Below are 6,600 nucleotides of genomic sequence, written 5' to 3'. Positions count from 1 at the left end.
CTATGCCTACGAGGAGCAACGCCGTATGCCGTATGTGACGACGGTTGAACAAGCGGGGATCGAGAAGGGTGTGCAACAGGGGTTGCAACAAGGGTTGCAGCGTGGCGAAGCCACCATCCTGATACGCCAGTTCTCCCGCAAATTTGGTCCCGATGCGGTGGAGACCTATCGCTCGCGCATCGAATCCGCCGAGCCGGAGCAACTCGAAGCCTGGTCCGAGCGTATTCTCACCGCCGACACTCCCGAGACCATTTTCCATTGACGCTGGATGATCGGCACGGACGCTGACTGGTCGGTCATTCGTCCAGCCGGGTACGCATCGCATACCGTTCCGCCAGCGCAAAAACCGCCGTGTTCCCGGAAGCGCGGCGGTGGAATCAAGCGATCCGTTTATCCCGGCGGCATCCTTGCCATTTGCGAGGGTGAAAGGTACGCGATGCGTACCCTACCCGGCTAACGCCAAAAACCGCCGCATGCCGGGGAGAAACGCGGCGTTTCGATGAACGGTTCCGTTGATCCAAGCGGCGTTCGTGCCGTGTGAGAGGGCGAAAGGTACGCGATGCGTACACTAAACGGCTGGATCAAGCACATAGGGAATCCGAATGCCCGCGGTATCTGGCGGAAAATCTTTAGTATTTCGGGTAATCAACACCGCGCCCTCGACAATCGCGGTTGCCTGCACGATGGCATCGGGCAGTTTGATCCGGCGTGCTTTCCGCAAGGCAATGGCTTGTTCAGCAACGGTTCGGTCGATACCGAGAACAACAAAACGATGCAGAAATCCCCTGATGATCGGTTCTTCATCGGCGGTCGTCCCGACAAGGACTTCTATCCAGGTGACAAGGCTGATCGAAGCTTGTTCATAGCGTGCGATTTCTTGACGGGCCATCTCGATGCCGTTCAAGTAGTCGATCAGGATATTGGTATCGAACAGCGCCTTCATCGCTCCCATTCCGAGCGCAGTCGCTCCTGATAACTCAGTCCATCTTCGCGTCTTTGTCGCCAAAGACCAAAAGCGGCATCGCCCTCCGGTACCGACGGATAGCGGCGCAGATATTCATTGACCGCTAGCCCAACAAGCTCGCTCAATGAGCGATCCCGTTGTTCCGCCAGAACCGACAAAGATTTCGCCTGAGGTTCGGTGAGTTCGATCATGGTTTTCATGGTTCCGCTTCCCGTTTTCCCGTTCGATGATGAAACACGATGTCCCGCCTCTTGGCGCTTTGGCGTGAACCGCTCATCAATACCGATTTGACATCCTGTTCCATTTATCTTGAGCAAACTTGCTCAATGGATTTATCTGCACTTGGTTGACGCGACGGATCGCCCAACTCAAGCCTCTTGACGCTCAGTGGCGCCGGAGAACGTGCCAGCAGGACGCGCTTCACGTCCCGATACGGCATGAACCGCGTGATCTCGGGATCGGCAAGCCTCGCCAGCACGTTCAAAGCCGCGTTGCGGTCGGCCTGGAGCACGTCCCCGGTGACCCGGTAAAACTTGTCGCCCACGCGCCGGCCTTCCAGCAAGCCCGTGACCGAGTCCATTTGCGACGTATAGGCCGCGTTGACCGAGACATGCTCGGCGCCACGCTGCTCGCACACAGAGTCGAGAGCCTCGGCCAACGTGCCTTTCGCCCATCCGCTCATGCGTCGGTTGTATCGCTTCCACTGCACCTTGCTGGCAATGGGCGACGTTAAATCTTCGGAGACCACCAGCGCCGCCTTGTCCACGATGGAGTGCGCGGATTGATAGGCGGCGGTGCGCAGGCGTTTTTGCGCGCGCGACCGGCGTGCGTCGATCTTTTTGCGACCCAGATTGCAGCGGCGGATCCGGTCGGCCTTCGCGATGTTGCCCTTGGCGCGGTGTTTTTTCTCCAGCGCATGCAGCCGGTTGCGCGCTTTCCCGGTCTTGGCGGCGGCGTCGCTGTACGCGGTGAGAATCGCGCCGAAGGTCGCGCCGTGCGCGTCGCCATCGGAATCGGTGAACGCCTCGGTGTAGCCCTTGTCGATCCCCAACGCCTGCTCGCCGTGCGGACGCCCCGCGCCCTTCTCGGTGGCGTAGTGAATCTCGGCGAAGCCGTCCTTCACGCAGACGCGCAGATTGCAACCAGTCAGGTCGACGTGTTTGCCGTTGGTCGACGTGACCAGACGGAGGTCTTGGCCGTACGGCTTGGCGATCCGAATGACGCTGACCAGTCGGCCATCTACGATGGACGACGAATGCTTATCCGAACGCACGATGAACTGGTTGGCCGTGTGGCTGACGCCATGCCGGAAATGCTTGCGCATCTGCCGGTGCAGGAAGGGATCGTCGAGCCACCGATCGTTCTTCAGCAGGGTGTAGAGTCGCTTGCGCTCGGTCGGATCGTTCGTCCGCTTGGCGATGGCCTGACGGACCTTGAGCTTGGCGGCGGCTTTGTAGGTCAGGAGGTCGTTGACGACATCCTTGGTCGTTTCGTTGCGAATGGTCCCGTCGACGGGCAACGATCCGTACAGGTTTCGCGCGACGATGTCCTTGCGAATGTCCAGGGCGGACTTGCCAAGGTTCCCAAGCGCCCCATAGCGCCGCCAAATGTCGGCGCGCAGGAACCCCATCGCCTGACAGATCGGCGTCAGTTCGGGCGGTCCGTCGGCAATGAGCGTGCGCGTGACCTTCATTCGCAGAGCGCCTTGGGTTGCGTTGCCTCGGGGAAATCGGCATGGATCGCCTGCTTGTATTTCCGCAAGCCGTCCAGCCGACAGGAAAACGTGTGCACGATGGCAAGCAAATCCTCGACCATTTCCTGTTGCGGCGAGAGCGATTCCTGATTGACCACGACAACCTCGCAATCGTGCTGCCTGGCGACCTGCTCGAACAGGTCGAACCCGAAACGCATCAGCCGGTCTTTGTGCGCGACCAGCAGTTGCCTGACTTCGCCGCGCCCGATCTGTTCGACCAGGGCCAGAAAACGCTTGCGCTTGAAGTTCATCCCGCCGCCGATCTCCTGAATCCACTCGTCCACCGCAATCCCCGCGCCCAGGCAGTAGGTTTCCATCGCCTTGACCTGAGAAGCCAAATCGTCCTTCTGCCCGGCGCTGGAGACGCGGCAATACACCACGGTCGCGCGGCGCTCCGGTGCGACGCCGGTCAGCAGGCGCACATCCGCCTCGTCGAAGTACCGATGCCCGGACGGATGGCGCTTGGCCACGAGCTTGCCTTCGCGCTCCCAGCGCCGAATCGTCGAGGGTGCTTTTCCGATCCGTTTTGCAAACTCGTTGATGCGGTATATTTTGCTCATGCGAGCAATTATAGACAATAGCGGAAATGAATCAAGCAACGGGTAAACTGAATCGAATCTGAATCAGCGAGGTAGGCGTAGACGTAGTTTCGCCAACGCCAAGCACGGACGCTGACTGGTCGGTCATGCGTCCAGCCGGGTGCGCATCGCGTACCTTACGCCAGCGCAAAACCGTCGCGTTCCCGGAAGAGGCGCGGCGGTGGAATCAAGCGATCCGTTTATCCCGGCGGCATCCTTGCCATTTGCGAGGGTGAAAGGGACGCGATGCGTACCCTGCCCGACTAGGCCGCATGGCGAGCCTTGACCGTTGGCGCCGGGATCGGGTCACCACTTGATTGGCAGGCTTCGATCCAGGCGGATTCGGCATCTTCCAGCTCGCGGACGGCCTCCGCCGCCGTCTCTCCGAATGCCGAGCAGCCGGGAAGGTCTGGCGCGATGGCGATAAAACCTTGGTCTTCGTCGCTCCAAAAAACCTCAATGAGATATTTGGTCATGCGTCTTCCCCAGACTTGCGAATCATCGCGACCAATTGATGCGCTTGGTCGGCGGGAATCAGGCCGTTGCGATTCTGAAAGTTCAACTGTGTCGGCTCGCCTTTGCGCTTAAAAACCCGGTGCGAACCTTGGCCACCTTCATGGATGAATCCGAGCGCGCGCGCCACTCGGCAGGCCTCCTCAAAGCGTACTCCGCGCGGATTGGCAAGAAGACTTGCAATCAGCTTCTCCAGTTTGCTCATGCCGAACTTACCTGAAATTCTTGATGACCCCGAGGCGGGACCGGGTCTTCACCCCGTCCCGCAGGTTTCACGGGCCGATCAGCGATCCGCCGTCGCCGGGGTTTCCGGGGCGCGGGTCGGGCGCTAACCGCACGAAAGGTTGCAGACGGGGCGAAGGCCCCGTCCGGAAAGATTTCGCCTGAGGTTCGGTGAGTTCGATCATCAAGACCGATTCAAACTGAATCGAATCTGAATCAGCGAGTTAGACGTAGGGTACGCATCGCGTACCGTTTCGCCAACGCCAAAAACCGCCGCGTTCCGGGGAGAAACGCGGCAGTTCGATGAACGGTTCCGTGTATCCAAGCGGCGTCCGTGCCGTTTGAGGGGTAAAATGCACACGATTCGCAGCCTGCCCTGCTAGTTTTTGCCGTATGTCGCATCGTGGTCAGGTGCGATGGTGAGAAGCCGCATGAAATCCCCTTCCCGATAGGCCGTTGCCCGACGTGCTTGAGTGATACGCAAGGATTGACATCCTCCCCGACCTAAAGGACGGGGATTCCTACGGCGCTACGCGCAAGCAAGCTCGCGAATCGTCGCTTCGGTGGGTTCCTGCTGCTGGCCCCCAGCGGGGCTCACTTCACAGGCTAACCGGGCATGTCCTGCCCTTAGAATATTGATCGCGCCGACCAAATCGGCGTTTTCCTCGAAACCGCACGCCACACACGCGAACCGGGCCTGAGTCTGCCGGTTCTCCTTGGCGATATGCCCGCAGCTCGGACAGGTCCGGCTAGTGTTCTGCGGGGGTACCGCGATCAAGTGCCCGCCGGTCCAGGCCGTCTTGTCGTCCAGTTGACGGCGAAACTCGCCCCATCCCTGGTCGAGAATCGCTTTGTTCAGGCCGGACTTGGCCCGAACATTGGTGCCCGGCGCGTCCAGCGTCCCGGCTGCCGACGCAGACATGTTGCTGACCTGCAAGTCTTCGACGAACACGAGCGCGTGGTTTTTGCTGATCGTGGTCGAGGTCTGGTGCAGATAGTCGCGGCGGGCGTTGGCGATTTTGGTATGGAGGCGCTGAACCTGGGCTTTCGCTTTCTTCCAGTTGTTGCTGAACTTGGTCTTGCGGCTCATCGCCTGCTGGGCCTTGGCGAGCGCCTGTTCGTGGCGCTTGAAGCTGTTGAGCGGAGCGTAGACCGTCCCGTCGCTCAAGGTGGCGAAGCGGGCAACGCCCACATCGACCCCGACCGCCGTCCCCTGATGCACCGGGATCTCGACCGCCCGTTCGGTCTGGATCGCGGCGAACCACTTGCCGCCTGACTGGCTGACGGTGACGTTTTCACCGTACCGAGCACCTCGCGGCTGTTGCGGTAGCGTAGCCAACCCAGTTTGGGCAGGAACAGGCGGTTGTTGGCTTGGTCGAGTTTGACGCCCTGGGGATAGCGGAAGCTGTCGCCAGATCGCCCCTTTTTCTTGAAACGGGGCGCGTCGGCGCGTTTGGCGAAGAAGTTGGTATAGGCCCGATCCAAATCCTTAAGGGACTGCTGCAAGGCTTGGGAGGGCGTGTCGCAGAGCCAGGCCGTCGCGGGATCGGCTTTCCACGCGATCAGCGCCTTGCAAAGATCGGCGTACCCGAGCTTCTTGTCGCCGGCCGCGTGGCGCTCCTGCTGCATCGCCAGCGCCTTGTTGAAGACGAAGCGGCACGATCCCGCGAAGCGGCGCAGATCGCGTGCCTGATCGCCGTTCGGCATCAACGCGAATTTGAAGGCTTGGAGACGTTGCATGGCCCTAGTATACTTTGGTCTATGAGCAACGACAACGATATTCGACATGGGCGGCACTGCGTTTTTGCGATGCACGTCCATTTGGTCTTTGTGACCAAATACCGCAGCAAAGTCTTCGACGGCGCGGCCATCGCCAGCCTGCGCGCGATCTTCGCCAAGGTCTGCGCCGACTTCGAGGCCACCTTGGTCGAGATGGATGGCGAGGACGATCATGTTCACCTGCTGGTCGAATATCCGCCCAAGGTGGCAGTGTCCGCCCTGGTGAACAGCCTCAAGGGCGTCTCCAGCCGCTTGCTGCGCCAAGCGCGCCCGGACATCGCGCGGCGTTACTGGAAGGGCGCGCTCTGGTCGCCATCCTACTTCGCCGCGTCTTGCGGGGGCGCACCGATTTCTATCGTGCGCCAGTACATCGAACAGCAGCAGACGCCCACTTGAGCCAAAAGAGGCCGGCGCTGCCGGCCCGCGCTATCCATCCCCGCCCTGAACGGCGGGGCTTTTCGCGCAAGACGGGTAAACTGAATCGAATCTGAATCAGCGAGGTAGACGTAGACGTAGTTTCGCCAACGCCAAGCACGGACGCTGACTGGTCGGTCATTCGTCCAGCCGGGTACGCATCGCAGACCGTTCCGCCAGCGCAAAACCGTCGCGTTCCCGGAAGCGCGGCGGTGGAATCAAGCGATCCGTTTATCCCGGCGGCATCCGTGCCATTTGCGAGGGTGAAAGGTACGCGATGCGTACCCTACCCGGCTTGCAAATACAGCGTATCAGGCGAGAGATCAATATCGTCATTCCATGTCATGACACCGTGAACAATCGTTGCCTTCATAAAT

10 protein-coding genes are annotated in these 6,600 nt (G+C 60.3%); 2 read left to right on the top strand and 8 right to left on the bottom strand.

What is annotated here, in order from left to right:
- On the top strand, nucleotides 1–262 hold a 262-nt coding region (locus QZY07_RS26030), incomplete at its 5' end, for a DUF4351 domain-containing protein (protein WP_295409116.1).
- A 306-nt stretch (nucleotides 263–568) separates the two neighbouring features.
- Here the strand turns inward: QZY07_RS26030 and QZY07_RS26025 are convergent.
- From QZY07_RS26025 to QZY07_RS25990, 8 genes are all read right to left on the bottom strand, one after another.
- The gene (locus QZY07_RS26025) at nucleotides 569–943 is read right to left on the bottom strand and encodes a type II toxin-antitoxin system VapC family toxin (protein WP_363184885.1); all 375 of its coding nucleotides are present in this window, start codon (nucleotides 941–943) and stop codon (nucleotides 569–571) included.
- Nucleotides 940–1,281, bottom strand: coding sequence for a hypothetical protein (locus QZY07_RS26020; RefSeq protein ID WP_295409112.1), 342 nt, complete (start codon nucleotides 1,279–1,281; stop codon nucleotides 940–942). Before QZY07_RS26020 ends, QZY07_RS26025 begins: the two co-directional genes overlap by 4 nt.
- The gene (locus tag QZY07_RS26015) at nucleotides 1,269–2,657 is read right to left on the bottom strand and encodes a transposase (RefSeq protein WP_295409110.1); all 1,389 of its coding nucleotides are present in this window, start codon (nucleotides 2,655–2,657) and stop codon (nucleotides 1,269–1,271) included. Before QZY07_RS26015 ends, QZY07_RS26020 begins: the two co-directional genes overlap by 13 nt.
- Nucleotides 2,654–3,277, bottom strand: coding sequence for an IS607 family transposase (locus QZY07_RS26010; protein WP_295409108.1), 624 nt, complete (start codon nucleotides 3,275–3,277; stop codon nucleotides 2,654–2,656). The genes QZY07_RS26015 and QZY07_RS26010 overlap by 4 nt, the downstream gene beginning before the upstream one ends.
- A 281-nt stretch (nucleotides 3,278–3,558) precedes the next feature.
- Nucleotides 3,559–3,771, bottom strand: coding sequence for a type II toxin-antitoxin system HicB family antitoxin (locus QZY07_RS26005; RefSeq protein WP_295409106.1), 213 nt, complete (start codon nucleotides 3,769–3,771; stop codon nucleotides 3,559–3,561).
- Nucleotides 3,768–4,013: a type II toxin-antitoxin system HicA family toxin gene (locus QZY07_RS26000; RefSeq protein ID WP_295409104.1), complete on the bottom strand. Its 246-nt coding sequence runs from the start codon at nucleotides 4,011–4,013 to the stop codon at nucleotides 3,768–3,770. The genes QZY07_RS26005 and QZY07_RS26000 overlap by 4 nt, the downstream gene beginning before the upstream one ends.
- Before the next feature lie 546 nt (nucleotides 4,014–4,559).
- Entirely contained in the window at nucleotides 4,560–5,282 is a 723-nt protein-coding gene (locus tag QZY07_RS25995) for a transposase (protein ID WP_295409118.1), read from the bottom strand.
- Complete coding sequence (locus QZY07_RS25990; protein ID WP_295409102.1) at nucleotides 5,195–5,770, bottom strand: transposase; 576 nt, start codon at nucleotides 5,768–5,770, stop codon at nucleotides 5,195–5,197. Before QZY07_RS25990 ends, QZY07_RS25995 begins: the two co-directional genes overlap by 88 nt.
- 21 nt (nucleotides 5,771–5,791) lie before the next feature.
- On the opposite strand from QZY07_RS25990, the gene tnpA reads away from it, so the two are divergent.
- Entirely contained in the window at nucleotides 5,792–6,205 is a 414-nt protein-coding gene (gene tnpA, locus QZY07_RS25985; RefSeq protein ID WP_295409100.1) for an IS200/IS605 family transposase, read from the top strand.
- Nucleotides 6,206–6,600: the final 395 nt, after the last annotated feature.

The organism is uncultured Thiocystis sp., from assembly GCF_903866365.1.
Taxonomy (GTDB): Bacteria; Pseudomonadota; Gammaproteobacteria; order Chromatiales; family Chromatiaceae; genus Chromatium.
The sequence above is the reverse complement of the archived record's forward strand: the minus strand, read 5'-3'. Positions and strand labels throughout refer to the sequence as shown.